General features: G+C 61.9%; 26 protein-coding genes, 1 tRNA gene and 1 pseudogene. 14 read left to right on the top strand and 14 right to left on the bottom strand.

Translation table 11 applies throughout. The annotated features are described in order from the left end of the window. Positions 1-31 precede the first annotated feature (31 nt). Positions 32-493 carry an azurin gene (gene azu / locus ACAM54_RS08130; protein WP_192325004.1) on the bottom strand — a complete coding sequence of 154 codons (462 nt, stop codon included), beginning with the start codon at positions 491-493 and terminating at the stop codon, positions 32-34. Positions 494-836: 343 nt separating this feature from the next. Here azu and ACAM54_RS08125 point away from each other — a divergent pair, with 343 nt between their 5' ends. Then, entirely contained in the window at positions 837-1,814 is a 978-nt protein-coding gene (locus ACAM54_RS08125) for a GMP reductase (protein WP_145741655.1), read from the top strand. Between the two features lie 12 nt (positions 1,815-1,826). Here the strand turns inward: ACAM54_RS08125 and ACAM54_RS08120 are convergent, their stop codons facing one another. Further along, the gene (locus ACAM54_RS08120; protein ID WP_369650395.1) at positions 1,827-2,693 is read right to left on the bottom strand and encodes an alpha/beta hydrolase; all 867 of its coding nucleotides are present in this window, start codon (positions 2,691-2,693) and stop codon (positions 1,827-1,829) included. A 94-nt stretch (positions 2,694-2,787) separates the two neighbouring features. On the opposite strand from ACAM54_RS08120, the gene ACAM54_RS08115 reads away from it, so the two are divergent. After that, a tRNA-Ala gene (locus ACAM54_RS08115) sits at positions 2,788-2,863 on the top strand. A 767-nt stretch (positions 2,864-3,630) separates the two neighbouring features. Next, positions 3,631-4,593, top strand: a complete 963-nt coding sequence (locus ACAM54_RS08110; RefSeq protein WP_369650394.1) for a replication initiator protein A — start codon at positions 3,631-3,633, stop codon at positions 4,591-4,593. Between the two features lie 296 nt (positions 4,594-4,889). Here the strand turns inward: ACAM54_RS08110 and ACAM54_RS08105 are convergent, their stop codons facing one another. Beyond that, complete coding sequence (locus ACAM54_RS08105; protein WP_369650393.1) at positions 4,890-5,627, bottom strand: hypothetical protein; 738 nt, start codon at positions 5,625-5,627, stop codon at positions 4,890-4,892. 112 nt (positions 5,628-5,739) lie between these two features. On the opposite strand from ACAM54_RS08105, the gene ACAM54_RS08100 reads away from it, so the two are divergent. The 6 genes from ACAM54_RS08100 (at position 5,740) to ACAM54_RS08075 (ending at position 9,888) form a co-directional block, all read left to right on the top strand. Then, positions 5,740-5,997 carry a hypothetical protein gene (locus ACAM54_RS08100; RefSeq protein WP_369650392.1) on the top strand — a complete coding sequence of 86 codons (258 nt, stop codon included), beginning with the start codon at positions 5,740-5,742 and terminating at the stop codon, positions 5,995-5,997. A 378-nt stretch (positions 5,998-6,375) separates the two neighbouring features. Beyond that, the gene (gene traJ / locus ACAM54_RS08095; protein WP_369650391.1) at positions 6,376-6,744 is read left to right on the top strand and encodes a conjugal transfer transcriptional regulator TraJ; all 369 of its coding nucleotides are present in this window, start codon (positions 6,376-6,378) and stop codon (positions 6,742-6,744) included. An 83-nt stretch (positions 6,745-6,827) separates the two neighbouring features. Further along, positions 6,828-7,649, top strand: a complete 822-nt coding sequence (gene trbJ, locus ACAM54_RS08090) for a P-type conjugative transfer protein TrbJ (RefSeq protein WP_369650390.1) — start codon at positions 6,828-6,830, stop codon at positions 7,647-7,649. Beyond that, complete coding sequence (gene trbK, locus ACAM54_RS08085; protein ID WP_369650389.1) at positions 7,649-7,891, top strand: entry exclusion lipoprotein TrbK; 243 nt, start codon at positions 7,649-7,651, stop codon at positions 7,889-7,891. Before trbJ ends, trbK begins: the two co-directional genes overlap by 1 nt. Next, positions 7,891-9,591 carry a P-type conjugative transfer protein TrbL gene (gene trbL, locus ACAM54_RS08080; protein ID WP_369650388.1) on the top strand — a complete coding sequence of 567 codons (1,701 nt, stop codon included), beginning with the start codon at positions 7,891-7,893 and terminating at the stop codon, positions 9,589-9,591. The genes trbK and trbL overlap by 1 nt, the downstream gene beginning before the upstream one ends. Positions 9,592-9,660: 69 nt before the next feature. Then, positions 9,661-9,888 (top strand): type I toxin-antitoxin system ptaRNA1 family toxin, encoded by a 228-nt coding sequence (locus ACAM54_RS08075; RefSeq protein ID WP_369650387.1) that lies wholly within the window; start codon positions 9,661-9,663, stop codon positions 9,886-9,888. 332 nt (positions 9,889-10,220) lie between these two features. Here the strand turns inward: ACAM54_RS08075 and ACAM54_RS08070 are convergent, their stop codons facing one another. From ACAM54_RS08070 to ACAM54_RS08060, 3 genes are all read right to left on the bottom strand, one after another. Further along, on the bottom strand, positions 10,221-10,646 hold the full coding sequence (locus ACAM54_RS08070) for a hypothetical protein (RefSeq protein ID WP_369650386.1): 426 nt from the start codon (positions 10,644-10,646) through the stop codon (positions 10,221-10,223). 197 nt (positions 10,647-10,843) lie between these two features. Next, positions 10,844-11,083 (bottom strand): hypothetical protein, encoded by a 240-nt coding sequence (locus tag ACAM54_RS08065; protein ID WP_369650385.1) that lies wholly within the window; start codon positions 11,081-11,083, stop codon positions 10,844-10,846. Between the two features lie 174 nt (positions 11,084-11,257). Beyond that, positions 11,258-11,497: a helix-turn-helix domain-containing protein gene (locus ACAM54_RS08060; RefSeq protein ID WP_369650384.1), complete on the bottom strand. Its 240-nt coding sequence runs from the start codon at positions 11,495-11,497 to the stop codon at positions 11,258-11,260. Between the two features lie 653 nt (positions 11,498-12,150). Between ACAM54_RS08060 and ACAM54_RS08055 the strand changes: the two genes are divergently transcribed. The 3 genes from ACAM54_RS08055 to tcmP all read left to right on the top strand — a co-directional run bounded on the left by ACAM54_RS08055 (position 12,151) and on the right by tcmP (position 14,548). After that, complete coding sequence (locus ACAM54_RS08055; RefSeq protein ID WP_369650383.1) at positions 12,151-12,729, top strand: ComF family protein; 579 nt, start codon at positions 12,151-12,153, stop codon at positions 12,727-12,729. Between the two features lie 2 nt (positions 12,730-12,731). Further along, positions 12,732-13,289 (top strand): hypothetical protein, encoded by a 558-nt coding sequence (locus ACAM54_RS08050; RefSeq protein WP_369650382.1) that lies wholly within the window; start codon positions 12,732-12,734, stop codon positions 13,287-13,289. Positions 13,290-13,369: 80 nt separating this feature from the next. Further along, complete coding sequence (gene tcmP, locus ACAM54_RS08045) at positions 13,370-14,548, top strand: three-Cys-motif partner protein TcmP (RefSeq protein WP_369650381.1); 1,179 nt, start codon at positions 13,370-13,372, stop codon at positions 14,546-14,548. Between the two features lie 44 nt (positions 14,549-14,592). Here tcmP and ACAM54_RS08040 read toward each other — a convergent pair whose 3' ends face one another. The 4 genes from ACAM54_RS08040 to ACAM54_RS08025 all read right to left on the bottom strand — a co-directional run bounded on the left by ACAM54_RS08040 (position 14,593) and on the right by ACAM54_RS08025 (position 18,502). Further along, positions 14,593-15,864 carry a three-Cys-motif partner protein TcmP gene (locus ACAM54_RS08040; RefSeq protein WP_369650380.1) on the bottom strand — a complete coding sequence of 424 codons (1,272 nt, stop codon included), beginning with the start codon at positions 15,862-15,864 and terminating at the stop codon, positions 14,593-14,595. An 8-nt stretch (positions 15,865-15,872) separates the two neighbouring features. After that, complete coding sequence (locus ACAM54_RS08035; protein ID WP_369650379.1) at positions 15,873-16,619, bottom strand: DUF5131 family protein; 747 nt, start codon at positions 16,617-16,619, stop codon at positions 15,873-15,875. Positions 16,620-16,658: 39 nt separating this feature from the next. Beyond that, a complete protein-coding gene (locus ACAM54_RS08030) occupies positions 16,659-17,072 on the bottom strand; it encodes a LexA family protein (RefSeq protein ID WP_369650378.1) in 414 nt (137 codons plus the stop codon). A 275-nt stretch (positions 17,073-17,347) separates the two neighbouring features. Beyond that, the gene (locus ACAM54_RS08025) at positions 17,348-18,502 is read right to left on the bottom strand and encodes a site-specific integrase (RefSeq protein ID WP_369650377.1); all 1,155 of its coding nucleotides are present in this window, start codon (positions 18,500-18,502) and stop codon (positions 17,348-17,350) included. Positions 18,503-18,961: 459 nt separating this feature from the next. Here ACAM54_RS08025 and ACAM54_RS08020 point away from each other — a divergent pair, with 459 nt between their 5' ends. Further along, a complete protein-coding gene (locus ACAM54_RS08020; RefSeq protein ID WP_369650376.1) occupies positions 18,962-20,650 on the top strand; it encodes a sensor histidine kinase in 1,689 nt (562 codons plus the stop codon). Between the two features lie 18 nt (positions 20,651-20,668). After that, a complete protein-coding gene (locus ACAM54_RS08015; RefSeq protein WP_369650375.1) occupies positions 20,669-21,358 on the top strand; it encodes a response regulator in 690 nt (229 codons plus the stop codon). Between the two features lie 30 nt (positions 21,359-21,388). Here the strand turns inward: ACAM54_RS08015 and ACAM54_RS08010 are convergent. The 4 genes and pseudogenes from ACAM54_RS08010 to ACAM54_RS07995 form a co-directional block, all read right to left on the bottom strand. Continuing rightward, positions 21,389-21,790, bottom strand: a pseudogene (locus tag ACAM54_RS08010) (type II secretion system F family protein); the annotation flags it as partial. Between the two features lie 115 nt (positions 21,791-21,905). Then, positions 21,906-22,814, bottom strand: coding sequence for a type II secretion system F family protein (locus tag ACAM54_RS08005; RefSeq protein ID WP_145741647.1), 909 nt, complete (start codon positions 22,812-22,814; stop codon positions 21,906-21,908). 12 nt (positions 22,815-22,826) lie between these two features. After that, positions 22,827-23,819 (bottom strand): type II secretion system F family protein, encoded by a 993-nt coding sequence (locus ACAM54_RS08000; RefSeq protein WP_145741645.1) that lies wholly within the window; start codon positions 23,817-23,819, stop codon positions 22,827-22,829. Positions 23,820-23,828: 9 nt separating this feature from the next. Further along, positions 23,829-25,202 carry a CpaF family protein gene (locus ACAM54_RS07995; RefSeq protein WP_369650374.1) on the bottom strand — a complete coding sequence of 458 codons (1,374 nt, stop codon included), beginning with the start codon at positions 25,200-25,202 and terminating at the stop codon, positions 23,829-23,831. Between the last annotated feature and the right edge of the window lie 22 nt (positions 25,203-25,224).

The following is a 25,224-nucleotide window of genomic DNA, read 5'->3' as shown; positions in this document are numbered from 1 at the left end:
CGAGGCGGCGGCCGGGTTGCCCGCGCCCTTTTTACTTCGCGAGTTTCAGCGTGCCCTTCATGATCGACGAATGGCCCGGAAAGGAGCAGAAGAAGGTGTAGCTGTCGGCCGCGCCCAGCTTGGCGACCGGAAAGCTCACGCTGTCGCTTTCGCCGCCGCCGATGATCTTGGTGTGCGCCACGACGCGCGCGTCGCCAGCCTTCACATAGTTCTGCGGCAGGCCGGCAGCGATGCCGTCGGCGGCGACCGCCTGCACGTCGGCCGTCCTGGCAAGCACCCAGTTGTGGCCCATGGCCTGCTTCGGCAGCTTGCCGACGTGCTTGAGCTTGACGGTGAATTCCTTGCAGCTCTTGCTCACCTCGATGGCAGGCTTGTTGAACTGCATCGCGTCGTTGCCTTCGATCTCCACGCTGCAGTCGGCAGCGAAGGCGGAGGAAGCGGCGAGAGAAGCGAGCGCCAGAACGGCGGTGGCGGCGAGGTGGCGGCGAAGCATGGAAACAATCTCCAGAAGAAGAAATGAACGGGGCGCAGGACGTGCTGCGCCAGCGGCATTGTCGAGCGCGCCCGCCGCGCGGCACTGATCTGCATCAAATGGTACTGCCGCGGGCTGCGCATCGCCGCCGCGGCCCGGCCGGGCAGACCGGCCGGCGAATAAGGTCTATACGAAAGCGCGCAGGAAGGCGGAGCACCACCTCCCTATAATCAATCACCGGGCCCAAGTTTCTTGTCGCCCGGTTTTTTTGTGCCTGCATGGCGCCAATGACCGGGCCGGGACCAAGCGCCCACGCCGCCGAAATCGTTCGGCGGCGCACCCTTCACAGGAAGCTTGGTTTCTCATGCAAATCTTCGATTACGACAACATTCTTTTGCTGCCGCGCAAGTGCCGCGTGGAAAGCCGCTCGGAGTGCGACGCCAGCGTGACGCTCGGCGCACGCAGCTTCCGACTGCCGGTGGTGCCGGCCAACATGAAGACGGTGGTGGACGAGCCGATCTGCCTGTGGCTGGCGCAGAACGGCTACTTCTACGTGATGCACCGCTTCGACCTGGACAACGTGAAGTTCGTCAGGCAGATGCACGGCAAGGGCGTGTTCGCCTCGATCTCGCTGGGTGTGAAGAAGCCCGACTACGACACCGTCGACCAGTTGGCGGCCGAGGGCCTGGTGCCCGAATACGTCACCATCGACATCGCGCACGGCCATGCCGACAGCGTGAAGAACATGATCGGTTACCTCAAGCAGAAGCTGCCGGGCTCTTTCGTGATTGCCGGCAACATCGGCACGCCCGAAGCGGTGATCGACCTGGAGAACTGGGGCGCCGACGCCACCAAGGTCGGCATCGGCCCGGGCAAGGTCTGCATCACCAAGCTCAAGACCGGCTTCGGCACCGGCGGCTGGCAGCTCAGCGCGCTCAAGTGGTGCGCGCGCGTGGCCACCAAGCCGATCATCGCGGACGGCGGCATCCGCGACCACGGCGACATTGCCAAGAGCGTGCGCTTCGGCGCCTCGATGGTGATGATCGGCTCGCTGTTCGCGGGGCACGAGGAATCGCCGGGCCGCACCGTCGAGGTCGACGGCGCGCTCTTCAAGGAGTACTACGGCTCCGCCAGCGACTTCAACAAGGGCGAGTACAAGCACGTCGAGGGCAAGCGCATCCTCGAGCCCATCAAGGGCAAGCTGGCCGACACGCTGATCGAGATGGAGCAGGACGTGCAGAGCTCCATCAGCTACGCGGGCGGCCGCGCGCTGATGGACATCCGCAAGGTCAACTACGTCACGCTCGGCGGCGACAACGCAGGCGAGCACCTGCTGATGTAGGCCCTCGCCGGGTCAGGCCTCCAGCAGCTGCGCCGCGCCGCGATGCAGCCTGTGGGCCGGGTCCGCCAGCGCGTCGACGATGCTGAAGTGGTTCAGCCCCGGCAGCGATTCGCACACGGGCACGGCGTTGCGGCCCCACGCATCGCGGATCAGCGCGTTGTGGCGGATGAACTCCTTGCTTTCGTCGCCGCCCACCAGCGCGTGCAGCTGGCCGCGCGCTGGGGCCGGCCACAGCGCCGGGCTGGCGCGCAGGGCATCCGCATCGGAGAGCTTCAGGACGTTTTCCAGGAACGGCGTGCGCTGCAGCGGGCGAAGGTCGTAGAGGCCCGAGATCGACAGCGCATTGCGCACCAGCCGCACCGGCAGATCAGGCGAGACTGCCTTCCAGTCGCAGGCCAGCAGCGCGGCCGCCATGTGGCCGCCGGCCGAGTGCCCGGCCACGGTGATGCGCGAGGGGTCGGCGCCGAAGCTCGCGGCATGGCGCCAGATCCACTCGAGCGCGCGCACCATCTGCATGAGGATGCCCGGCACGGTCACGGGCGCTTCCGCCGTTCCGGGGCACAGCGCGTAGTTGGGCATCACCACGCACACGCCGCGATCGTTGAACGCGGGCGCAATGAACGAATGGTCCCGCTTGTCCATCGCGCGCCAGTAGCCGCCGTGAATGAACACCAGCACCGGTGCGCCGGGCACGGGTGCCGGAAAGATGTCGAGCGTCTCGTTCACGCCCTGGCCGTAGGGCACGTCGATCCGGCCGGGCAGGGTTTCGCGCACGGCTTGCGAGTCGCGCCCCCAGCGGGCGAAGTACGCCGGGTGCTCCTTCACGCGCGCAAGATTGTTGTACATGCCTTCCAGCCAGGCGGGTTCGTACGAGGCCATGCGGGTTGTGCTTTCCTTCTTTTTTCGAAGCGCGCATCTTGGCATGCGGGCCATGCGTTCCCGGGCGGGTTCTGGTTAAAATCTGGCTTGCGTTGGGGGGGTAGCTCAGCTGGGAGAGCGCCGCGTTCGCAATGCGGAGGTCGGGAGTTCGATCCTCCTCCTCTCCACCAACTTTTCCCTTGAAAATCAACGTCTTACGCTTTGCAGTGTGAGGCGTTGATTTGCTTTGGAGTGCAGGTTTTTGCGGTGTGGGTGTGGCAGATTTGTGGCAAGCCGCCGGGCATATCTGCAGGCGAATGCACGATTTTGCCGAACACTGCTGATAGACTCACTCAGCCCGACAAAATCGGGCGCTTGACACCCGGATTTCACACCCCAATGGCCGGGCTTCGGTGTCGCCAAGGTCAATACCGAGCCCAACTGCCATAGCGCAGTTGGCTTGATGAAGCGGCGGCTGATCTGCAATTTGCCGGATCGAGCCGACCTCTCCCCCCATACAAAATGGCCGGACTCGGGTGTTGTCCAGGTCGCGACCGAGTAGTCTTCCTGCGCGACTGCTTGATGACCTTACGGGGTTATCGAAATGAGACAGACACCTGTCACAACCGCTGTGGCCGTTCTCCTGACGGCCGAACAGCTTGCTCAATGCCTGCACAAGTCCGTCGCAAGCATCCGTAGCGACGCCACCCGCAATCCTCAGTCCCTCCCGCCCATCTGCCGGCTGCCAGGCACAAAGCGCCTCCTGTGGCGCACCGAAGACGTTGAGCGATGGCTGGAAGAGCACGTAGCCGGCGTTGCCCTGCCCCGCGTCGCCGCTGTCAGAGATGAGCATCACCCGCGCCGGGGACGACCGACGAAGGCGGAACAGGTCGCCCGCCAGCGGCAACATCACCAACCGCCACAAGCAGAGTTCGACAACGCCGCGCGAGGGTGAGCCATGCTCACCGTCATCACGGAGGCGGTTGCTGGACCGCCCACCTGCGGCACGCAAGCAGAGCCCGCGCCGCAACTCCAGCGCCTCGCCCCTCTTCGCCATCAGCAGCGAGACTTCTTCGTCGCAGACATCTTGGATGCGTCGCCGAAGGACGACCTTGCCAGCATGGAGCACCCTTTGTTTGCCCTCAAGGCCGGCGACCGGCGCGTGCGCTCCTACGCGCGCAATGGCCTCACCGTCACCATCAAGCCTGGCGTGGACGGCTGCGCGACGATCCATGACAAGGATCTATGGATCTACTGCATCAGCCAACTCGTTGAGGCGCTGAACAGAGAGAGAGAAGACGTGAGCCGAACGGTTCGCTTCACTGCCTATGACTTCCTAGTCACAACGAACCGGCCCACGGCCGGCGTCGGCTACAGGCGCCTGGTCGAAGCGCTTCGACGCCTTAAGGGAACGGTGGTCGAAACTAACATCGAGACCGCCAGCAAGCGCGAGCGAGCGGGCTTCGGCCTTATCGATGCATGGCGGATCATCGAACGTGACCACGACAACAAGATGGTGGCAATCGAAGTGACGTTGCCCGACTGGCTTTGGCGCTCTATCCAAAGCCGGCGTGTCCTCACGCTCAGCCGAGACTACTTTCGTCTTCGCAAACCTCTGGATCGGCGAATCTACGAAATGGCTCGCAAGCACTGCGGCGCCCAGCCCCGATGGAGGGTCGCCGTCAGTACTCTGCACGCCAAGAGCGGCAGCACCGATACCGTGCGCAAGTTCCGTTCAGCGCTGAAGGCCATCGCTGATGCGAACGATTTGCCGGACTACCGGCTCGCCCTTGATGCCGAGGCCGACGCCGTGACCTTCTACGCCCGCGCGGACAAGGGCCATAAAGCGCAGCGCGCCGACATCCTGCTATCGCTCAAGCGACAAAAGGCAAAGCGCGGTGCCGCGTCGCACTCCTGTTGAGCCTGTGGATAGTGAATCCGGGGTGTGGATAGGATCGTACTTTCACGGACGCGGACTTGTGGATCGACACGTACTTTCACGGACGCCCGGGCACGTACTTTCACGAACGCCAATGCCCGTTCGCGCGAGCAGTGACGCGGCTCCCCCATGGCGTAACGCGCGCGCGCAGGTAACCCTATATTTCTTATAACGTCGATTGACACCAAAAAGAAGGTCCGTGCGACCCGCAAAGCAAGTCGTCCAGGGATGCGACGACGCCTCTCCGCACGGCGTTGTTGTGACCAACAATCGATGCCTCACCCGATCCACGCTACCTTCAAGGCCAACGCGTCCCATCGGTCCATCGCCGGAATTGCCGCGCCTGGGGAATCAACGAACTCGGCCAGCTCTTGACCCACGCCGTCGACAACACCTAGGCGGGTCAGATCGGAATGCACGGCTGCGTCGGTGAAGCACGCCTGAAGGCAACGAGCCAAGCCTTGCGAGTCGGCAACCATCACGGCGAGCGCGCTCAGTGCACCATGCAGTCGAAACAAGGCAACAGTTTCTGTGAGATGTCGAAGCGTAAGGGGTTGGCCATAGGCCTCGGCCAACAGCAACTCCGCTTCGAACTCCGCGAGCGTCGCTTCGAACGAACGAGCCTGCATACAGCCGTCGGCGACTTCCGACCACTTCGTGTCTTCGATCATCGGGCCATCGCTGTCTAGCCTCGTTCGGCAAAGCTGCCAGAGCGCTCCTGGTTCTCCCCACAGCGCAAGCCATAGATCGCAAGGCCCGGCGTCATGCAGTGTGATCGCATCAGCGTCCATACACGAGAGTAGCCGAAGCTGTTGCACCGAAAGTGCCTTCTCGCCCGTGAAGCACTGCCGCCATTTGCCAGATGTCTGAGTCCTCATGCCGGTGATCGCATCGAAACGTCCAGCGAACTGATGAGGGTTCGATGCGCCGATCCGTCGGGCCAGTTCGCGCATCGCCGCCGCAGCGCGCATACCGCCTCGCCGGCGCTCCACTGTTGTCCTTGTTGGTCGAGCCATGGGCAAATTCTTCCTAGTAAGAAAACCGCTCGTTATTTGCACTGGAATCTTAGTCCAGCCTTCACAAGAATCCGGCGCATAGGCATCAATCAATGAGCAATAGGCCAAGTGTGTGAGTTCGACATTCGAAATCCTGAAGGAGCAGTACGGCGCGGTCATGACCTTGGAGCAACTGGCCATGACCTTGAGCCGCAAGCCCGAAGGCTTGCGTATGGCCCTGCTCAAACCCACCGAGGCATGGACGCGGCAACTCAAGGCCCGCAAGGTCTACATCGGGCGACGCATGTATTTCCCCGTGGACGTGGTCGCGTCGCTACTGGACGGAGCGTTCACATCGAGCGAGGAGGAAATCAATGAATCTCGCGATTGAAATGAGCGAAACGCTGCTGATCGGACGAACGCGCCTCGTCAAAGATATCGCGTCTATTCTGCGCAGCATGTGCACCGCATTCGCGCTGCACATGCGCAACTACAGCGCTATAAGCACGCAGCAAACACGCTGTGAACGCGCAGATCCCATGCCTTCAACAGATTCAGCGTTGTCCGGCTGCATCTTGCCGCGAAAAAAATGCGCGAACGTGGCGAGTCGCCACGGCCGGAATGACTCCGGAAAACGGGGCAGGATATGCGCTGTACCTGTACGGGCCAAGGCCGTCCAGGTTCATCGCACACCCTTATTCGCACCTACGGCGCTCAACGGGAGTCCTGCCCTGCGGGGCCGAGCTGCTACCGCAGCTGAGGTGACTCCATGACGGAGAGGAAGTCCACTCGAAAGGGCAATACGCCAATCATCGTGCGCGTTTTTCCTGACGAGAAGCGAAGGATCGAAGAGCTGGCTCGATCCACCGGAAACAGCACCGCCGGCTTCTTGCGCAAGGTTGGTCAGGGCTACGAGGTGAAGTGCGCCCTCGACTACGAGCGCGTGAGGGACTTGGTGAAAGTCAATCGGGACCTCGAACGGCTCGGCGGCCTGCTCAAGATGTGGTTGAGCAATGACAAGCGCCTCGCCGGATTCACTCTCCAAGAGCAGCGTCGCGTTGTCCTCGCGGCCCTGACCAAGATCGATCAGAACCAGGGCAAGTTGTCCGAAATCATGAAGACCGTGGTCTTCTCTTAGTCGAGTCATCTTCAGAAGCCATCGCGCGAGGCCACGTAGCGCGATGTCGTATTCCGTGGCGATCAACTGTTCAAGGAGCCACCATGCAGTCCATCCAGCAGAAGAATTTAGCCGCTAAAACTCGGCTAAGAAATTTAGCGGCTAAAACCGGCCTCGTCATCGCCTTGGCGGTCGGTGCCGTGGCACCGACGCAAGCAGGCATCCCGACGTTCGACGGGGCCAACTTGGGGCAAAACATCATGTCGGCAATCGAGGCCGTCGCTCAGACTGCTAAGCAGGTTGAGCAATACGCCAAGCAAGTCGAGCAGTACCAACTGCAAATGCAGCAGTACCAGAACATGCTGCAAAACACCGCCGCGCCGGTGACGCAGATTTGGGACCAGGCACAGGCAACAATGAATTCGTTGCGCAGCACCATCGACACGCTGAGCTACTACAAGCAGCAGCTCGGCAGCATCGATGCTTACCTCGGCAAGTTCCAGGACGTGAGCTACTACAAGAACTCGCCGTGCTTCAACGGCGGTTCCTGCGACGATGCAACGCGATCCATGCTGCTGTCCAACCAGCAGAAGTACCAGTCGGAGTCGCAAAAGAAGGCGAACGACGCGCTGTTCAAGGGCCTGGACAAGCAGCAAGACGCGATGGAAACGGACGCGCGCACGTTGCAGCGTTTGCAGTCGGCCGCGCAAGGGGCGAACGGCCAGATGCAGGCGCTGGGCTACGCCAACCAGCTCGCCAGTTCGCAGGCCAATCAGCTCCTACAAATCCGTGGCTTGCTGATCGCTCAGCAGAACGCGACGACGACGCGGATGCAGGCGCAGGCTGATGACGAGGCGATGCGTGCAGCTGGCAGTGCCCGCGCGCGCAGTGGCACGTACCGCGACAGCCCGGTGAAGGTCTGGTGATGACGACGGCTCGCATCAATTGTGCGTGGGCGCTCGCGGCTGTGATGGTTGTTGCGCTTGCCGGCTGCGGCAAGACGGAAGTACCAACACCGCCGCCTTACGTGATGCCAGATGTCAACGACACGAACTGTGCTAAAGCCGCGATCGAGGCCATGCCCGTAACGGACGCTGTGCGCCGGGAGTTCGGCTCGAAGTGTGCGCGGCGGGGATCGTACAGCCCGAGTGAGAAAAAGGTGTGGTGATGAAAATATTGACTCGTACGCGCTCAATCGCGCTGGCGCTGCTGATGATGGCGGCGCTCTTTTCTCTGACGGCACACGCCGCAATCGATAGCGCTGGTGTACTGGACAACGTGACGGCCCGCTACCAAGCTCAAGCTGCGACGTGGGGTGGCTCCATAAGCGCCGCCGCCACGCGGCTGTTTTGGGCACTGGCCCTCATCAGCATGGTGTGGACCTTCGGCATGATGGCTCTGCGCAAGGCGGACATTGGCGAGATATTCGCCGAGCTGATCCGCTACGTGATGTTCACAGGATTTTTCTTCTTCCTGCTGAGCAACGCTTCGCCGATTGCAACAGCAATCATGAATTCGCTCAAGCAGCTCGCCGGCGATGCCGCTGGCGTCCCAGGGCTCACACCGTCAGGGATCGTAGACATCGGATTCAAGATCTTCTCGAAGGTGATCGACAACTCGTCCGTGTGGGCGCCGATTGAAACCGCGATCGGCGCAGTCATCGCCATTCTTACCTTGGGAATGCTCGCGCTTGTTGCCATCAACATGGTCGTGCTGTTGGTGTCGGGTTGGATATTGGCCTACGCGGGCATCTTCTTCCTGGGCTTTGGCGGTTCCCGCTGGACCTCCGACATGGCGATCAACTACTACAAGACCGTGCTCGGGATCGCTGCCTCTCTGATGGGTATGACGCTGCTCGTCGGGATCGGCCAAGCCGTGCTCAATGAGTACTACGTCAAGATGGGCGATGCGACGCTCAGGGACTTGGCCGTGATCCTGGTCGTGGCAGGCTTGCTGCTCTATCTCGTAAACAAGATTCCTCCGCTGATCGCGGGGATCATTACTGGGGCGAGCGTGGGTGGCGCGGCCAGCATGGGCGGGGCCGGAACAGGAACACTGATGGCGGCTGCGGCCATGGCCGGCGCGGCAGCGGCCGGAGCGATGAGTGTGGCGACTTCCGCGGGCGCGAGCGCTGCCGGCTGGGGATCGGCCATCAAGGCGGCGTTCGACCAGGCCGGAACCTCCAACAGCAACAACACGGGGGTGGGCGGCATGCCGGACTTCATGGCCGGCGGCGATGGCGGCGGCTCAGCCGGTGCCAGCACCTCGACGCCCTTCGCTGCGGCGATGGGAGACAGCGGTGGCGGGCTGGGCAGCTTCGGCGGCCAAAACGCGGGCTGGAAGGGCGACACCGCGCCTGAGGAGGATTCGGGCAGCCAGTCCGAGCCGGGCTCGAAGACGGTCGCGAACGACAACGCACCGATCGGCGGCGGGCAAGCATCACCGCCGAAGAATGGCGACTACGAAGCGGCGACCGGAGGCGACAGCGATGGACCTGACAACGAGGGCGGCCGGTCGGTGCTTGGCGCCCTCGGCACTGGGATCGCGGCTGTTGCGAAAAGCAAGATCGGCAGCGTCATGGATGCTGCAAGCCACCGAGCCTCGCAGACAACAGGTGGTCGGGTCGCGGCCGAAATTCGCGCGCCTGGCAGCGCTGCCGCGGATCGGCAGGACAAGGCCGACATCAACAAGACGAAGACTGTCGCTGGCAAGGCCCAGGCGGCGCGAGCGTTCATTGCCACCGGAATGGCGTCAGGCGGAACGCCGCCAGCCTTCACGGGCGACAGCCTCTCCGGGTTCAACGATAGCGAAAAGTCCGTCGACGCAGCCGCCGAGATTTCCGCATTCGCCAACCGGAGGCAAACCTAGGCGACAGGCGCACCGGCCGGCGTGGGGCCGGCCGGCACTTCCAATCAACACATGCAAAGGATGTGCATCATGGCAACTTTGAATCTTACTCAAGCAGCTCAGGCTGTTCATCACGCGGCCGAACTGCTCGCGGGCGTTGACTGGCTCGATCATGACGAGGCGCACCAGCTCGAGGCGCTTGCGGAAGCCGCCGTGAATATGTTCACGGTCATCTACTACCAGGCCAACACCGGACGAGCGACACACGCGGACTTTCGAGAAGCCGTCTCAGGCGTTCGGCAACGCTTGGAGTACTAGCCCATCGGCTGCGTTCCACGCGCGGCTCGTCCCTGGGTCGTCGTCGGTCATTTCCGCCTCGCACGTCGAGGCGTTTTCTTTGCCCGGTTGCCAGGCGAGTGGGAGGGAGCAGGTCAAGGGCAGCGCCCGCGGTCCTCAGTGACGGTGTAAGGGTGCGGCAGGCCGGGAAATCGCTCTGCGGCCTTCCTCCGGCCCTCCAGCAGCATCGTCGGAAACGGCCAAGGAAAGATGACCGCCATCACGACGTTGCTGCTGGGGGCGGAATTTAGCCGCTAAATTTCGGGCGACCCCCATGCTCGTGCGCTGAACAACTCCCGGCGACGAGGTCATCATTACTTTGTGACTATCGGCGCGAGAGGCTTTGCGATCGGACTACCAGTTGGGCCGAACCGTTCGAGGGAGCCATCCACGAACTGCTTGTAGAGCACGCCATCGATTTGCACACCCTTGGGCAAGCCGAGGCGTTTGTCTTCTTCGACAGCCTTCAACACGGCGTCCCCCATGAGCTTGAGAGCCTCGGAGCGACCTATCACGTCAATGATGGATCTGGTCATGTGCCTAGTCCGTCCTTCCTGAATGGGCTTCAGCAGAAGAGCCTTGGCCTGCTCGAAAGTCAGTGTGCCATCAATTACGCGCTTGCGTAGATCTCGATAGGCATCGCCTGGATCGAACTGATCGCCGAACTCGTGTGCGGAGGAAGCCTCTGCGTCAGCGAAGGCACGGGCGCGACCACAGGCCGCATGATCTGCATCTTTCACGTAGCTCGCTTCCTCCGCTTTCTAGACCGGCGGCGAGCCTCGCCGCCGGTCCGGTAAGAAGAATAATATTCTTATTATTATTCTTACCGGTGAAGCGATGTCGTGCGAATCGCTCCTCGACGAGGCTTTCTAAATTTAGCCGCTAAATTCCCCGAGCGCCTTGGAGGTGCAACGGAAGGCCCGAGTGGGCCGCCGGGTCACCGCCGCTTTGCTCGGGCGTCGATAACGATTTGCAAGGCGACTGCCGCCATGCCGAGCCAAACCGACAGCTGTCCAAGTGTTTCGTTTTGAAGTGCGATGCTCATGAGCACACCAACTAGGCAGAATGCAGGCCATGCCATGAACCAGGTTCGAGCGTTGCGCATCCATCGAAGGCCCATGACCAAGGCAAGCACAGCCATTCCGCCGCAAAGCGTCACTTGAGATAGTTCGTTCATATTTTTTATTCCCTGAAATTCACGGCACTGAAACTGCCAGCACGAATAGCCGAATCTTCGCATGGCGTCCGTCGGCCAAGAGTCTAGCCAAGTTGGGTATACGCAAGTTGGCCGACTGTGGGCAGAGTAGCCAAAAGCCGGCTTCCCGATCCTATTTGGCCGGTCGTGATTTGGCTACCCAAATTGGCCGGCTTGGCAGCTCATCGCCATTTCTGGCGATTCGCGCGCTGCCGGCTCCGGTGCCGTGAATGGCAGTGGCAGTTGAACGTCCACGAGGATCGGAACCGGCTGGCGCAGAGCGTGCGCGATCTGCTCAAGCGTTTTCAACGAAGGGGTGACGAGGCCGCGCTCAAGCCTCGAAAGCATCGACACCGACATTCCTGCCCGAAGGGCGAGCGAGCGCTGTGTGGTCATGTCGGCCGCACGTCGGAGTACCCTGATCTGGTTCCCGATGGCTGCAGCCAATGTGCTTTGCGCTGAAGCGGGGCAGCCCCTACGTGGAAGCGCCGATGCCGGGATAGGTGGTGGCCACGGAGTGGGAAGTGGCGAAAGAGGGGCATGCATGGCGCTTTTTCCCTCGCGTGCGCAGAGCGCGCAACTACCCGAACAGGTAGTTGCAGTTCCTGGCTGACCCCACTGGACAAGTCAGCCAGGCGGCCCGGAGCGGGAGACGCGCAACAGCCCTCGTCACTTCCGGCGAGGCTGGTCAGCGGCCCTTCATCGCCGTTTCCGACGATGCTGCAGGTCTTGTGCCTGTGCCCGTGCCAGGATCGGGATAGGGGCAGACTGCGCCCCTCCCACACCACCCGACATGCAGGTTCGCACCGAGCGGGCCGATTTCCTGGCGATGACACCTGAACCATGCTGCTGGCTCGGCCAGCGCCGAGGCGCGCGCAGTTGTTCTGGGGCTACCAGATGGCATTCGCCACTGCGATGGCCGCGCGGGGCGGAAGCGACTATTCGCCCCACGGGAAACCCCGCTCCCGCTCCGGGCCAACCGCGTGTCAGCATGTAACGAAAGGCCAGTATCGGCACATGGCGGCTGCCAAGCAACAGAGGAGGAATGCGTGAAGGTAAATCTCAGAGAGATCCACGGCCCTTGGGACGCTGGCTGGGTGCTGGACAAGCACATGGACCACAGCACATACCTCGGCGACCTCAATGGACGCCCTCAGTTCGACAACGTGCGGACCGAGGCTGGAGAAGCGACTTTCCAGCTGAAGTACAGATTTGCATGGGATCAGGCGCCGGCGCTCGCCCAGGCCCTCGCCGACAACATCTACCCAAAGCTCGCCAGCGTCGGCTTCATCGTCCCCATGCCGGCATCGAAGAAACGCGATCGGCAACCCGTCGCCGAGGTCGCTCAGGCACTCGGAAAGTTGGTCGGAACGCCCGTGTTCGACGAACTCCTAAACAAGGCCCCCAACGGGCAGCCGTTGAAAGACTTACCCGACAAGGCTTCGAAACTGGCGGCCATCGGCGACGGCTTCAGCGTCCGCGACGACCTAGAGGGCGACGGCCCGTGGAACGTTCTGGTCATCGACGATCTATATCAGACGGGGGCCTCCATGGAGGCAGCGTGTAAAGTGCTGCGGACGTACCCGAAAGTCCGCCGCATCTACATGGCGGCGCTCACCTGGAGCTAGAAATGACGACGACCGTTTTCATCGCTGGTTCGATGAACATCAAAAACCTTGACGCCAAGGTGAAGGAGCGCATCGACAACATCGTTGCGTCCGATTTCAACATTGTGGTGGGCGATGCCGATGGCGCAGACACCTCCATTCAGTGGCATCTTGTCAACGCAGGCACGACGAAAACAACCGTTTACTGCAGCGGCACCAAGCCTCGAAACAATGTCGGCGACTGGCCCGTCCATGTCGTTCAGACCAAGCACGCCCAAGGTTCGAGAGCCTTCTTCACCGCCAAAGACCTATGCATGGCCGAAGTCGCCGACTTCGGCCTCATGATTTGGGACACGAAGAGTACCGGCACGCTCAGCAACGTCATCGAGTTGCTGGCTCGCCGGAAGAAATCCGTCATCTTCGTGAACAAGGCGAAGGCCTTCAAGAACGTAGGGACGGTCCAGCAGTTCGAGGAGTTGCTGACCTTTATGTCCGAGCACGCAAAGCTCAAGGCCGAAGAAAAAATTGGCCTGTCCAATCGGATCGCGGCACTCAAGCACGACGTACCGCTGTTCGCCTGACGGTATGCCGAGCCGTCATATAGCGCACGGACTCGCCTGCTTGCAAAGGTGCAAGGAATAGCAATGACGAACCGTCAAGCATGACAGCGATCGTCCCGGATATCTATGAAGGCCGAGAACAGGCACTTGTCAAGCATGCTCTCCTGGAGAGCTACCTCGAAAAGCTAGTCCTGATCATCGGCATGGCGGCCAAGACTAACGGCCGGGCCGAAATCTGTTTTGTAGACTGCTTTGCAGGCCCCTGGGGCTCGCCAGACGAAAAGCTCGATGGCACTTCCATCGCTCTTTCCTTACGGACACTGGAGGCTTGCAAAGCAAAGCTCGCCAGCTTGAATGTCGATGTGCGAATGCGGGCTCTCTACATCGAGAAGTCGGCCGCACCATACAAACGTTTGTCGGAGTTTCTCAAAAGCGGTGTACATCCAACAATCGCTCACGAGTGTCGGCACGGAGACTTCGTCGACCTTCGCGCCGAAATTCTCGCCTGGTGCGGGACCGATGCATTTACCTTCTTCTTCATCGATCCCAAGGGCTGGAAGGACGTTGGCGTCGAAACCTTGTCGCCCCTCCTCAAGCGTCCGCGCTCGGAGTTTCTGATCAACTTTGCGTACAACTTCGTTAACCGCACTGTGTCGATGAAGGAATGGCAGGAGGCGATGGTCCGGCTGCTGGGCAAATCTGTAGCCCTTTCGGGACTCTCGTCGAGCGAGCGCGAGAAGACCCTGGTCAACGCGTATCGAGAAGGTCTGAAGGCACGTGTGCCAGCTAGCTCGCGAGGCTATCGGGCCCGCACAGCATATGTGAGCGTGCTGGACCCGCTACAAAGGCGCACGAAGTACCACCTTGTCTACCTGACCAGCCACCCAACCGGGATCACGGAGTTCATGGACATCTCGGAGAAGGTCGATCTGGTCCAAGCTCAGGTTCGCACCGTGACGCAGCTCGACGTTCGCGCGAAGAATTCGGGCGTCGTCGACATGTTCACGGAACAAGCGGTGGAGGAAGCCGGCGATGCGCGCAGCAGCCCCGATGAAGTCGACCAGTATTGGCTGGCTTACCTGGCCAACGGAGCGCGCAAGATAGGGGTACCGGAGTTTGCAGACATCTTGGAGTCAACAAACTGGCTGCCCGGGGAATTGCAGGCCTCACTGATGAGGCTGGTCAAGGCGGGGAAAGTGCAAAACCAGGATGCCAATGCATCCCGTCGGCGCACGCGGCCCTTGCATTTCGAGAAGGCCGAGCGCATTTGCCTGATCTAGTGATCTAGGCAATTGCGGGCGATGTTCTTTCGCTATTGTCGTGGTTAGTTCAAGAGCAGCGGACGCTGCCGGGGCGGCATGATCTGATCGGTTGCCTTGATCTGTGCGGCCGAACGGCGCCTCAAACCATCGGCACTGACGACTTCGATGACTCGCTCGTCAAGCAGCTTACCGATCGACTCTCGATAGATTTGCGCTGAAGCCGGTGAACTGTTGCACGTAGTCGCGAACAGCTCTCCGAAGCTGATGCCCGTGTCGTCGGAGTAGACCCTACGGGGGATGTGCTCGTTGAGCGCTGCGATGCTCGCGTGCCGCGCAACATCATCGAACTCAAATCCCAGCGCGGACTGTCCCCGGTGGGCCGCATCATGAACCGGGTCGTAGCCGACCATCTGAAACATGTCGAGGCCAGCGCCGCCGTAATGGATGAAGTAGTTGTTATTCGCCCAATGGACTTCGGTCATGACGTCCCGTGCACGGTGGTGTTGCGACAGGTGAATCAACCAGTAATCGCCGTGACCACTGCGGTTGCGGATGAAGAATGGCGTGAAGTGCCGGGCACCACAGTTCTCGACCAGCTTGCGGTACAGGGTGCTCTGGATGAAGAGGCGCCAATCGCGCTCGGACGACTTGATTTCTTCAATCGATCGGCCGCCGAAGATGTCGGGGATGCCAAGCCCATCGAGCAAATCCTTCCCCCGATCGCCGTCATTTGCGAAGTTGACAAACGAGTCAACACCGAAGGTCAGGATGACTTCAGCGCTTGGCAGCGCGTCGAAAATCTTGCGCATGAGATGCGCGGGCACCTCCCTGTAGCCATATTGGTCGAGCGCGAAGATGGAGCGGCCGTTCTTCGGGCTCTTCTTCTTGACAAATTCGATGATTGAGTCGGCTTGGTCCTGGAACTTGGCGTGCTGGAGGTAGATGCCATTGCCGATGCGGTCGCCATAGCCCTTCTCGCGCAGGATCTTGTCGAGATGAAGATGGGCGTGACGGTCTGCCTCGGTGAAAAAGTAGTCGACCTGAAACTGAACCGGCTTGCGACGGTCCTTGTTGATCAGGTATTCGGCCTCACGCGTCGCGTCCAGGAAGATGAACGGCGAACCTTTGACCAGCTCTCGCGTGTCGTTGTGGACGTACAGGCCACCACCGGCAAATCCATCCACGAGGGTCAACTTTAGAACCTCCTGGTTGGGTGAGCTGACCAGTGTTCTGAAGTAAGCGGCAAGGTACGCTTCAAGGATACGGTGCTTTGCGACGCTGTGCTGCTGAATGAGATCGGGGCCGTCTTTCCAGTTGTACTGTTTCAGCGTCATGCGTTCCTTCAGATGTGGGCGGACAGTGCCGGCATGTCGTCCCAAGTCCTGCCTGCAAGCAAACGCCCGTTGGCCTTCTTGGACCGACGTTTGCCGTCGGCCCCCCAACCGCCCCATTGCTTGAAGAAGAATTGCACTCCCTGGTCCTCACATTGCTGACGGATATTCTCAACCCATTCCAGCTTCATTGGACGGGCCTTCGGTCCAGACTCACCGCCAACGATCACCCAATGAATGTCCGTCAGATCAAGATCACCAACATTTTCGAGCAGCGGTTCAACCGATAGAAAACGGATACGAGCATCGACCTGGCGCAGGCCCTCGATGCGAGGGACACCATACTTTTTGTCTTCGACGGAAACGCCCATCCAGGCGTTGGTCGGAACCTCATGGCTTCGAAAGAAAGAAGCCATGCGATCAGCGCGCTTGGTCAGAACCTGGAAGGTGTGCTGCGGGCACTGCCGGATCACGTCGAAGACCTGCGCGATGTAACTTTCATCCACCCCTTTGTGGAAAAGGTCTGACATCGAGTTCACGAAGTACACCGTCGGCTTCTTCCGCATTAGCGGCTCCGACAGGCGATCCGGAAGAATCGTCAGCTTGAATCCGTTCTCATAGCCGGGTGTGCCCATCGCCTTAAGGCGCTTGGCCATCGACTCCGCGTAGCAGTTCTTGCAGCCTGGCGAAATTTTCGTGCAACCCACGGTCGGATTCCAAGTTGCCTCGGTCCATTCGATTCGGCTGGATTGGGACATGAGATTCTCCTAACTCTTCAATTATTTGTGCAGGCGTCTCTACACCGCACGAAGCAAGCGGGTCACGACGCCCCAAATGTGCAGATCGTTCTTCTCTGCGATCTGCACATCGGCAAAATCAGGGTTGCTCGCTTGAAGCAGCCAGCCAGTGGTTGTTCGCCTCAAGCGTTTGACGGTGAGCTCGCCATCAATTTCAGCCACGACGATGCGTCCATCCTCCGGAGTCAAGCCGCAATCGATGATCAACTCATCGCCATCAGCAATGCCGGCGTCGCGCATGGACCAGCCATCGACCTTCATGACAAAAGTACTGCTGGAATCACGTACCAGGTGCCGCCCGAGGTCCACGGCCTCTTCTTGATAGTCGTCGCCCGATGTGGGCTTACCGGCGCGGACGCGGCGCCCGAGCACAGGCACCACAGTAGGCGGTCGTAGGGCTGCAACCGGGCGCATGCGTTCGTCCGCGTTCGAGCGCTTCAGCGCGTCTAGATACTGAGCGACTATAGGAACATAGCTCTGTGGCACTCGAACCGTCTTGGTGGGCTCTCCGTAGGCAGCCTTGCGCCCAGCACCCTGGCGGGTCCCGCCGTGCCGAGGCTTTGGTGATGACTGTGCTCTCATGATTTTGTGACAAAATCAAGCCTAACACGCATGCACCCTCAAGGGAAGCCGGTCGGGGTTCTGGACCGCCAACAATCCTGCGGCGCAGCGTTTGAGTCACCCCCTCTTCACGCCAGCCGTTTGGCCAGATCTTCGGCACGTGGGTGGTAGTACCGCATCAACATGCGCGGATCCTTGTGGCCGGTAATTTTCGTCAGCTCATGCAACGGAAAAACGGAGGCGAGGCGAGAAGTGGCTTCGTGCCGCAAATCATGGAATCGTAGGTCGACGAGGAGCCTTTCGTCCGGATGCTTCCGCGCGTTCTTGCACTCCTTGACGTAGAGCTTTCGTGCGCGAGCTACCGCGCGCACGAAGGCCCTGGTGACAGCATCGCTGCGAATTCCGAACACCCGAGAAGTTTCAACCTCTTCGTCGGCTCCATCAGTCTTCTCGGCCGAGCCAGCTCTCTCATCGCAGTCATCGCCCTTTTCGAGGGCATCACGGGCATCCTTCAATGCCTGAAGCACTTCCACGGCTCGGGTGGATAGAGGCACATCGCGGGCAGTACCGTTCTTCGTCGCCGGCAGATGAGCGACCCGACGTTTCAAGTCCACATGCTCCCAGCGCAATGCGATGATCTCTCCTCGGCGCATCGCGGTCTCAACGGCCAGCCAAATGATGGATGGCAGCAGCGCCGAGCCGCTGGCCGCCACCAGCCGATCAAGCTCGCCTTCCAGTGCGCCACGGTCCGAGTCATCGCCGTCTTCAGCCGACACGTCGTCAATCACACGCCGAGTGCGCGCGTTGTTCGGCTGCGGCTTGCGCACAAGCTCAACAGGGTTCGAGAGGCTTTCCATGCCCCACTCCTTGCGAGCGATGCTGAACACGTGCGACAAGACCGCCAGCCTGCGTAGCACGGTCGCAGGCTTGCAATCTGCTAGCCATTCGTCGCGGAGCTTCGCCACATCCGCGCTGCGGATCGTGGCCAGCGGTCGTTTGGCCAGGTCAGTCGCCTTGCAGATCCGTAGTACCGACTCTTCTTGCGCCGCGCCCTTCTTCGCCGGCACGATTTCGGTTTCATACCGGGTCAACGCCTCATGAAGCGTCGTTGCCTCCGCTTCGCCACGGCTCACCCACACGCCGCGCGCCATCTCGGACTCGATCATGTTGGCCCAGGCCTCTGCCTCGGCCTTGGTTTCAAACGTCTTGCTTTGCGCCGGGTAGCCGCGGCGTCGAATCTGCGCTTCCCATTGGTAAGGACCGCGCTTGCGGAAGGTTGCCATCGAGCTGCTTTTCTAGCTGAGTGTGGCAGTATTGTGGCAAATATTCGATTCTTCGGCCGAATCGCCTATGAATGCTTGAGATGTTTTTGCATTCGCAATGCGGAGGTCGGGAGTTCGATCCTCCTCCTCTCCACCATCCCATCAGAAGGGCTCGGATCTTTCCGAGCCCTTTTTCTTTGCCCGGCCGATGGGCACTCCCTTGGGCGCCGATACATCTGCTGGCCGGCGGCCGCAATTTGCATCATTCGGCAACAAAAGTACACATTGCGGTCGGGGTTAAACAAAAAGTATTGCTTTCGACTACAAAAGTAGTAATGTGAAATCCTCGCAGATATTAATTTTGGCGCAAAAGTGAACCAAGGTGTTACGTCACAGAGCTTCCTTCCCAGGGGCATGGGCGCCTTGTCGTGGTTGGCTGGCAGGGCATGAGCCGCTCTATGCACTTGAAAAAAAAGCGCCATGCAAGCCCATTCCATCGACCCCGATTACGGGACCGACTCCAGCCTCACCGCCGATGCGCTCATGGTGTCGCGGATGCGGCTGGTGCTGTCGGTGTCGGCGCTGCTGGCGGTTGCGGTTGACCTTCGCGATCCGCAACTGCGCGTAGGCAGCGCCGTCTGGCTCACGTTCTCCTGCTACGCGCTCTACAGCCTCGGCGTGTACATCTGCACGCGAAAGGGCCAGCCCTACTTCCAGGGCAAGGCCATCCATTGGTTCGACGTGCTGTGGTTCACGCTCATCGTCTTCGCGAGCGGCGGCAGTGGCAGCCTGTATTTCCTCTTCTATTTCTTTGCCATCCTCACCTCGTCCTTCAGGTGGGGATACGAGGAAGGCGCCCGGGTCACCATGGCCTCGGTAGCCTCTTTTGCCGTCTGCGGCCTGGGAACGAACCTCGCGAACGACACGCCGCAGCTGCTGATGCGCACCACCTTCCTGCTGGCACTGGGCCACATGATCGGGCACTGGGGCGGCTCGAAGGTCGAACTGCGGCGGCGCCTGTCCCTCCTGAGCCAGGTGAGCCGGCTGTCGAACCCCCGCTTCGGCGTGGCCCGCACCATCGCCAGCACCCTGGAGAAGACGCTGGCCTTCTACAAGGCAAGCCACTGCGTGCTCCTGACGCGCGACACGGCCAATGGCTGCTGGGTCATGCGCACGCTCAGGCAAAGCCACGCGGGCGAGGCGGTCGACGTCGAGACCATCGACCAGGCTTTCGAATTGCCGCTGATGGCGCTGAACCCCGGCCACATCGTGCTGCGCAACCGCCTGCCGTGGCCGCTGAGCCGGCTGTGCGTGCAGGGCCATGCCTTCGACCTGCGCCTGCGCCGCTGGTACCCGCAAGACGAGCCGGGCCTTCGGCGCAGCGCTGCGGTTGCCGCCATGCTGGAGGCGCGCTCCTTCATCAGCGCACCGCTGCCGATGCGCCAGGGAGAGGGACGCATCTACGTGTCGACGAACGAAGGGCTGTTCCGCAAGTCCGACGCGCTGTTCCTTTCGCACATGATGAGCCAGGTCTTTCCGGTGATCGAGACGATCGGGGTGCTCGACCGGATGGCCTCGGAGGCCGCCTCGAAGGAGCGCCTGAAGATCTCGCTGGACCTGCACGACACGGCGATCCAGCCCTACATCGGCCTGAAGCTGGGACTGAGCGCGCTGCGCAAGAAGGCGGGCGCCGACAACCCGCTGGTCGAAGACCTGGACAAGCTCGCCAGCATGGCCGAGGGCGTGGTGGCCGACCTGCGCCACTATGCGGGCATCGTCAAGCATGGCGGAGAAAGCCACTGCGAGTTCATTCTTCCGCACCTGCACCGCCAGGCCGCGCGCATCAAGACGCTCTACGGCATCGACATCGAGATCCTGGTCGATGGCGACGTCCACCTGGACGACCGGATGACGGCCGAAGTGCTGCAGCTGGTGCGCGAGGGACTGAACAACATCTGCAAGCACACCCATGCGCACCGCGGCTGCATCCGCATCGGCTGCACGGACGGCAAGCTGCAGATCAGGATCGAAAACGAGTCCTGCGGCATGGACTTCTCGGACTTCCGCCCACGTTCCATCAGCGAACGCGCAGCCGCCCTCGGCGGGCATGCGCAAGTCGGCCAAGGCGCGGGCGGCGCCACGGCCGTACTGATCGAAATACCCATCTAGGAAGGCGAAGGTGTCAACATGCAAGCCACAACAACGCACCCCATCGGCGTCATGCTCGTGGACGACCACCAGACCATGCTGTGGGGCCTGTCGAAGCTGATCGACGGCGAGCAGCCGCGCATGAAGGTTGTCGCCACCGCCAACTGCTTCGAGCAGGCGCTGGAACAGACCGAGCACGTGGTGCCCGACGTCATCCTGCTCGATCTGGACCTGGGGGGCCGATGCTCCCTCGACATCCTTCCCAAGCTGCTGTCGAACGACGTCTCGCGCGCGCTCATCCTCACGGCCGAGCGCAAGCAGCAGACGCTGGACCTTGCCGTGCTGCGCGGCGCCAGGGGCGTGCTGTGCAAGGACGCTTCGGCCGAAGAGGTGCTCGATGCGATCGCGCGCGTGCACAACGGCGAGCTGTGCATCGACGCGCAGGCCATGGGCCGCGTGTTCTCCGAACTGACCGCACCGAAGAAGCCGGTGAAGGCCGACCCCGAAGCGGCCAGGATCGCGAGCCTCACGCAGAAGGAGCGGCAGATCATCCGCGCCGTGGTGGAAGGCAGCGGCGCCGCGAACAAGACGCTCGCCTCGCGGCTGTTCGTGACCGAGCACACCTTCCGCAACCACCTCACGTCGATCTACCAGAAGCTCGACGTGGCGAACCGGCTGGAGCTGTACATCTACGCCATCAAGCACCAGCTCGACGCCGCGCCCCATTGAATGCATCGAATGCGGGCGGCGCTCCAGGGCTCACAGCCCGCCGCTGAGCATCGGCGCGATGATGCGGATCACGCGGATGGCCGCCGGCGTCAGGATGACCATCGAGATGCATGGAAAGATGCACAGCACCAGCGGCAGCAGCATCTTGGTCGGCACCTTGGCGGCCAGTTCTTCCGCGCGAACCTGGCGCTTGTGACGCAAGTCCTCAGAAAAAACGCGCAGCGATTCGCCGATGCTGGTGCCGTCGGCCTGGGTCAGCATGGTCGCGAAGGTCCCGATCTCCTCCACGCCGGTGCGCAGCGCAAGGTTGCGCAGCGACTTCTCGCGCGTGCCGCCTGCGCGCATCTCCAGATTGGTCCAGTGCAGCTCCAGCGCCAGGGCCTCGCTCTTGACGCGGATCTCTTCGGTGACCTTGACCAAGGCGGCATCGAGCATCACCTCACGTCGGTCTACCAGAAGCTCGACGTGGCGAACCGGCTCGAGTTGTATATCTACGCCATCAAGCACCAGCTCGACGCCGCGCTCAACTGAGCGCGGGCACCCGGGCTCACTGCCCGCCGCCGAGCATCGGCCCGATGATGCGGACCATGCGGATGGCCGCCGGCGTGAGGATGACCATCGAGATGCACGGAAAGATGCACAGCACCAGCGGCAGCAGCATCTTGGTCGGCACCTTGGCGGCAAGCTCTTCCGCGCGAACCTGGCGCTTGTGGCGCAGGTCGTCCGAAAACACGCGCAGCGATTCGCCGATGCTGGTGCCAAACCGGTCGGCCTGGGCCAGCATGGTGGCGAAGGTCCCGATTTCCTCCACGCCGGTGCGCAGCGCAAGGTTGTGCAGCGACTTCTCGCGTGTGCCGCCCGCGCGCATCTCGAGGTTGGTCCAATGCAGTTCCTGCGCCAGGGCCGTGCTCTTGACGCGGATTTCCTCGGTCACCTTGACCAGGGCGGCATCGAGCCCGAGGCCCGCCTCGACGCACACCAGCATCAGGTCGGCGGCATCGGGAAAATTCTCGAAGATCTCGCGTTGGCGCCCCTTGATCATCACGCGCAGCACGATGTTGGGCAGGTAGCAGCCGAACAACGCAGCCACCGCCAGCCAGAGCAGGGTCGTGAGCCCCTCGCCGGCCCCTGCCGCGCGTATGGTCACAAAGACCAGGCCGGCAAGGCCGAGGGGCAGCAGCGTCTTCAGGCCGAAGTAGAACAGGCTCGCATCCGGGTGGCGGATGCCCGCGTTCAGGAACCGCAGGCGCAGCGGCGAGGTCTCGCCTTCGCCCGTGGGCGAGGACAGCTGGGCGAAGGGGCCAACGACCTTGACGGCGGTTTCGGTCCAGGCCGACTTGCCCGATGAAGGCGCCACCGCCCGCAGGCGCTGCTCGGTGCGCGTGGGCAGCATCCAGACCGCGAATCCGCCAATGGCGAGGGACACGGTAACGAACACGAGGATGGGAAACAGCATGGCATTTCTCCTTCAGACACGAATCTTCACGATCTTGCGCAGGATCAGCACGCCGACCACCATCAGGCCCAGCATGTACTTGATGGCCGTGATGCCGATCGGATCGGTCCACAGCGGCGACATGAACTCTGGATTGAAGGCGTTCATGAGCGCCACCAGCGCAAAGGGCATCAGGCCGAGGATCCAGGCCGACAGGCGCCCTTCCGCCGACAGCACCCTTACCCGCGCCAGCAGCTTGAGCCGGTCGCGGATGAGCCGGCTCAAGTTGCCGAGCACCTCGGTCAGGTTGCCGCCGGAGTCGCGCTGGATCAGCACCGACACCACGAAGTAGCGCAGGTCGGTGAGCGGCACGCGTTCGCTCATGTTCGTGAGCGCCTGCTGCAGCGAGACCCCGAAGCCGACCTCGTCAGCCACCATGCGGAACTCGCCCGCAATGGGCTCGGACATCTCGTCGCCGATCATCTGCACGCTGCTGGCGAACGAATGGCCTGCGCGCAGTGCGCGTGTCACCAGGTCCAGCGCGTCCGGCAGTTGCCTTTCGAGATGGGCCAGGCGGCGGCTGCGCCGGTAATTCAGGTAGAGCAATGGCACCGCCGCGCCAGCGGCGCCCGCGAGCATGGCAATCCACGCGGGCTGGTTCGCAAGCGACACCATCGCGAAGAAAACAAGCATGCCGGACAGCGCGCAGGCGAGCAGCACGTGGGACACCGTCCACTCCAGCCCGGCCTGAAGAATGAAGCGATCCAGGCCGTGGGCTCGCGGAAGCTTCAGCAGAACGCGCTGCAGCCACGGCGCATCGCTGAGCACGCGGTCCTTCACGAGCCGTGCCTGCGCGATGCGGTCGGTGGCGGCCGACAGCGCCTGCAGGCGCTTGCCGATCTTCTGCGCCTCGGGGCCCCTGTAAGAACGCCACAGCATGTACAGCCCCTCGATCACCATCAGCACTGTCACGAAGACCAGCACGGACAGTGTGATGAGCGTGTCGCCAACCAGGTTGTCGAGCATGATGGCCTCCTATTCGTAGTGCTTGTCGGGATCGAACATGGCGTCGGGCAGCACAACGCCGAAAGAGTGCAGGCGCTCGACGAATTTCGGCCGCACGCCCGTGGCCTGGAAATACCCGCGCACCAGGCCGTCGGGGCCCATGCCGGTCTGGCGGAACGCGAAGATCTCCTGCATCGTGACCACCTCGCCTTCCATGCCGGTGATCTCCTGGATGCTGGTGACCTTGCGCCGGCCGTCGACCAGGCGCAGGACCTGGATCACGACGGTGATGGCCGACGCGATCTGCTGGCGCACGGAGTGATGCGGAAGGTTCAGGTTGGCCATGCTGATCATGTTCTCCAGCCGCGCCAGCGCGTCGCGCGGGGTGTTGGCGTGGATGGTCGTCAGCGAGCCTTCATGGCCGGTGTTCATCGCCTGCAGCATGTCGACCGCCTCGGCGCCACGCACCTCGCCGATCACGATGCGGTCGGGCCGCATGCGCAGCGCGTTGCGCACCAGCGCGCGCTGCGTGATCTCGCCCTTGCCCTCGATGTTCATCGGCCGGGTTTCCATCCGCGCGACGTGCGGCTGCTGGAGCTGGAGCTCGGCCGCATCCTCGATGGTGATGATGCGTTCGGTGGCGGGAATGAAGCCGGAGAGAATGTTCAGCAGCGTCGTCTTGCCGGCGCCGGTGCCGCCGGAGATGAGCATGTTGATCTTTGCGCCGGCCAGGCCTTCGAGCATCAGCGCCATCTGGGGCGTCAGCGTCTTCAGGTCATTCACCAGGTTTTCCATCCTCAGCGGGATCTTCGCGAAGCGGCGAATCGACATCATCGGGCCATCCAGCGCCACCGGCGCGATCACCGCATTGACGCGCGACCCGTCCGGCAGGCGGGCATCGACCATGGGGCTCGATTCGTCGATGCGCCGCCCCACCAGCGAGACGATCTTGTCGATGATGCGCAGCAGGTGCTTCTCGTCGGTGAAACTGACATCCGTCAACTCCAGGCGGCCCTTGCGCTCCACATAGATCTGGTCATGCGAGTTGACCAGGATGTCGGACACCGTCGGGTCCGCCATGAGCAGCTCGATCGGCCCGAAGCCGAGCATTTCGTGCTGGATGTCGCGGATCAGCGTGCGCCGCTCGATGTCGTTCAGCGCCTCGGGCTCTTCCTGCAGCAGCCGCGTGACCATCGTGGAGATCTCGTGGCGCAGCACCTCGGGCTTCAGGGTTTCGAGCACCGCCAGGTCGAAGCGGTCCAGCAGTTTCAGGTGCATCCGCTCCTTCAGGAGCTTGTAGGTGTCCGAAGCGAAGGATGAAAGCGGCGCATCGGCCAGGGGCAGCGCCGGCGAGCGCGCGACCGGCTCGGCTTCGATCGCATTGAGCTGTTCTCTGAATGACATGTGGACCTGCCTTGCTGTTGGA

The sequence above is a fragment of the Variovorax sp. V93 genome (genome assembly GCF_041154485.1).
Lineage (GTDB): Bacteria > Pseudomonadota > Gammaproteobacteria > Burkholderiales > Burkholderiaceae_C > Variovorax > Variovorax beijingensis_A.
Note: the sequence above shows the minus strand (reverse complement) of the source record. Positions and strands in the feature narration are given on the sequence as shown.

Coding starts and splice junctions, on each gene's coding strand:
- ACAM54_RS08020 (WP_369650376.1), top strand. CDS start 18,962: ATGCAAGCCCATTCCATCGACCCCGATTACGGGACCGACTCCAGCCTC.
- ACAM54_RS07995 (WP_369650374.1), bottom strand. CDS start 25,202: ATGTCATTCAGAGAACAGCTCAATGCGATCGAAGCCGAGCCGGTCGCG.
- ACAM54_RS08110 (WP_369650394.1), top strand. CDS start 3,631: ATGCTCACCGTCATCACGGAGGCGGTTGCTGGACCGCCCACCTGCGGC.
- ACAM54_RS08125 (WP_145741655.1), top strand. CDS start 837: ATGCAAATCTTCGATTACGACAACATTCTTTTGCTGCCGCGCAAGTGC.
- trbL (WP_369650388.1), top strand. CDS start 7,891: ATGAAAATATTGACTCGTACGCGCTCAATCGCGCTGGCGCTGCTGATG.
- ACAM54_RS08005 (WP_145741647.1), bottom strand. CDS start 22,814: ATGCTGTTTCCCATCCTCGTGTTCGTTACCGTGTCCCTCGCCATTGGC.
- ACAM54_RS08120 (WP_369650395.1), bottom strand. CDS start 2,693: ATGGCCTCGTACGAACCCGCCTGGCTGGAAGGCATGTACAACAATCTT.
- ACAM54_RS08105 (WP_369650393.1), bottom strand. CDS start 5,627: ATGGCTCGACCAACAAGGACAACAGTGGAGCGCCGGCGAGGCGGTATG.
- ACAM54_RS08075 (WP_369650387.1), top strand. CDS start 9,661: ATGGCAACTTTGAATCTTACTCAAGCAGCTCAGGCTGTTCATCACGCG.
- trbK (WP_369650389.1), top strand. CDS start 7,649: ATGACGACGGCTCGCATCAATTGTGCGTGGGCGCTCGCGGCTGTGATG.
- azu (WP_192325004.1), bottom strand. CDS start 493: ATGCTTCGCCGCCACCTCGCCGCCACCGCCGTTCTGGCGCTCGCTTCT.
- ACAM54_RS08035 (WP_369650379.1), bottom strand. CDS start 16,619: ATGTCCCAATCCAGCCGAATCGAATGGACCGAGGCAACTTGGAATCCG.
- trbJ (WP_369650390.1), top strand. CDS start 6,828: ATGCAGTCCATCCAGCAGAAGAATTTAGCCGCTAAAACTCGGCTAAGA.
- ACAM54_RS08025 (WP_369650377.1), bottom strand. CDS start 18,502: ATGGCAACCTTCCGCAAGCGCGGTCCTTACCAATGGGAAGCGCAGATT.
- tcmP (WP_369650381.1), top strand. CDS start 13,370: ATGACAGCGATCGTCCCGGATATCTATGAAGGCCGAGAACAGGCACTT.
- ACAM54_RS08030 (WP_369650378.1), bottom strand. CDS start 17,072: ATGCGCCCGGTTGCAGCCCTACGACCGCCTACTGTGGTGCCTGTGCTC.
- ACAM54_RS08065 (WP_369650385.1), bottom strand. CDS start 11,083: ATGAACGAACTATCTCAAGTGACGCTTTGCGGCGGAATGGCTGTGCTT.
- ACAM54_RS08060 (WP_369650384.1), bottom strand. CDS start 11,497: ATGACCACACAGCGCTCGCTCGCCCTTCGGGCAGGAATGTCGGTGTCG.
- ACAM54_RS08000 (WP_145741645.1), bottom strand. CDS start 23,819: ATGCTCGACAACCTGGTTGGCGACACGCTCATCACACTGTCCGTGCTG.
- ACAM54_RS08040 (WP_369650380.1), bottom strand. CDS start 15,864: ATGACGCTGAAACAGTACAACTGGAAAGACGGCCCCGATCTCATTCAG.
- traJ (WP_369650391.1), top strand. CDS start 6,376: ATGACGGAGAGGAAGTCCACTCGAAAGGGCAATACGCCAATCATCGTG.
- ACAM54_RS08015 (WP_369650375.1), top strand. CDS start 20,669: ATGCAAGCCACAACAACGCACCCCATCGGCGTCATGCTCGTGGACGAC.
- ACAM54_RS08050 (WP_369650382.1), top strand. CDS start 12,732: ATGACGACGACCGTTTTCATCGCTGGTTCGATGAACATCAAAAACCTT.